Origin of the sequence: Streptomyces sp. H27-D2 (assembly GCF_035828615.1) — a bacterium.
GTDB lineage: Bacteria > Actinomycetota > Actinomycetes > Streptomycetales > Streptomycetaceae > Streptomyces.
Genome location: NZ_JAYMZR010000199.1, coordinates 1 through 1,996, shown reverse-complemented (window position 1 = coordinate 1,996; position 1,996 = coordinate 1). Strand labels below are relative to the sequence as shown.

Sequence of the window (1,996 nt, the reverse complement as noted above, 5' to 3'; positions counted from 1 at the left end):
GACCCGCACCGCGGACAGTTGCGGCAGCAGGACCTCCAACTCGATGTCATACACCCTCCAGCCTGCACCCCGAACGGAGGGAACCACGACACCTTCGATCACCGGCTACGAAAATCTTGTCAGACCCCAGCGAACGGTGGAACTCGGTTGGTTTTTTTCTAGCGGCGTCCGGCGGTGAGCCGGCCGTCGAAGGCGATGTCCTTTGGAAAGCGTGTGGTCGCGGCGGCCAGAGAGATCCTTGCGGAGGAAAAGACGAGGCATTAAGTTCACCGAGCTCTCACTGCCCCAGACGGGCGGCCTTGATAGCGCGTTGGGCGAAGACGTGCTCACGGTGCTCTGCCATCTGCCGCAGCGCGTCTTTGCGATCCCGCTTGGAGAGCCGGTCGAGATAGGTGTGACCGAAGAGGTGGTCGGACTCGTGTTGCAGACACCGGGCGAAGTAACCCGTTCCTTCGATGACGAGGGGGTTGCCGTCCTTGTCGAAGCCGTGAGCGACGGCACGATCGGTGCGGGGAACCGCCATGCCGGCACCGGGCACGGACAGGCAGCCCTCGAAGTCGTCAACGAGTCGGCGGCTACCCGGATCGGGCAGGTCCAGAACCGGGTTGATGATGTGGCCGACATGCCGGATCCCATAGTCGTCCGGGCAGTCATACACGAACAGCCGCAGGTCGACGTCTACCTGGTTGGCAGCCAGGCCGGCACCGTCGGCGACATACATCGTCAGGAACATGTCGTCGATCAGGCTCGACAACTCGGGGGAGCCGAACTCGGACACATCCCGGCACGGACGACCCAGAATCTCCTCACCCACCACCGTGACCCTGCGAACCGAACCCCGTTCCACCTCCGGTGGCAGAGCCGGATAGGTGTCGACGGGGCGGCCTTGCACGCGGACTCGCCGGTCAACGGGACGGGACCGCTCGTGACGAACAGACATAGCCGTCTCCCCTTTTGCGCACGCCACAGATGCCGCGGAGGTCACCGCAGCCGATGCCTTCAGCAAGGATCACTGCTTGCCAAGCTCTTTGCAAAGTAGCAGACTTTGCAAAGTGACTGAAGATGACCTCAACACCCCGAACGACCAGACAGCCAGCAGCGGCGAAGAACTGCGCGAGCACGAGGTCCGCACAGCCCTGCTGGGCCTGCTCGCCGAAGTCGGCGCCGTCACAGCGACCGAAGCCGCCTCCCGGCTGGGCTACAGCTCTGGTCTCTGCTCATTTCACCTGCGGCAGCTCGCACGTCACGGATACATCGAAGAAGCCCCCCACAGCGGGGGCCGCGCACGCCCCTGGCGTCTGAAGCAGCACACCCCTGCTGCCGGCGGGCCCACGGAGGAGCAGTTCGGTGACTTGGCCCGAGGGCTGGAGGACGAGAGCTGGCAACGATGGCTGACCCAGCGAGATGAGGCGCCGTCCGAATGGCGCCACGACGAAGCCTTCAGCGCCGTCGCCTACCTGACGCCCGAAGAGATGAGCCGGGTCGCGGACGTGATCCGACGAGCGCTCCTGCCCTACCAAGACCGCGAACAACGCCCCCTGGCCAGGCCCGACGGCGCTCGACCGGTGGCCCTCATCACCCGACTGTTCCCCCTGCTTCCCCACGCAGCAGACGGCGCGGACCAGGACTGAGGAGTCGTCGGCCCTTTCGCACTCACTTGAGGAAATGACACGACGCTGAGACAGCAGGCAGATGACACGACGTGAGACAGCCTGAAGACGTGCAGGTCACCGCGACGCTTCATGACACAGAGGCTGAGTACCTACACACGTCCGAACTGCCCCGTCCCGCACAACCCACCGACTGGATAGCGGGCATCACCGCAGGTCAGCGATATCCGGTGTTTTTTCGGCCATTACTACTGGGACCCGAACATGGCGGTGACCATCTCGGCGGTGGAGTGCTGGAGCGAGGCATGGACCTCGCGGCCGGTGGCATGTGGGCCTGGCTGGCGGGCGAGACGTTCCCCGGCGGTGGCGGGGAGGATGCCGGCGGG

The 1,996-nt window shown here is 64.9% G+C and carries 2 protein-coding genes; one reads left to right on the top strand and one right to left on the bottom strand.

Annotated elements, in window-relative coordinates; all coding sequences use genetic code 11:
- Window positions 1-277 precede the first annotated feature (277 nt).
- The gene (def, locus tag QMK28_RS33850) at window positions 278-940 is read right to left on the bottom strand and encodes a peptide deformylase (RefSeq protein ID WP_326443527.1); all 663 of its coding nucleotides are present in this window, start codon (window positions 938-940) and stop codon (window positions 278-280) included.
- 112 nt (window positions 941-1,052) lie between these two features.
- Between def and QMK28_RS33845 the strand changes: the two genes are divergently transcribed.
- Window positions 1,053-1,631 (top strand): winged helix-turn-helix domain-containing protein, encoded by a 579-nt coding sequence (locus QMK28_RS33845; RefSeq protein ID WP_326443526.1) that lies wholly within the window; start codon window positions 1,053-1,055, stop codon window positions 1,629-1,631.
- Window positions 1,632-1,996: the final 365 nt, after the last annotated feature.

Coding starts and splice junctions, on each gene's coding strand:
- def (WP_326443527.1), bottom strand. CDS start 940: ATGTCTGTTCGTCACGAGCGGTCCCGTCCCGTTGACCGGCGAGTCCGC.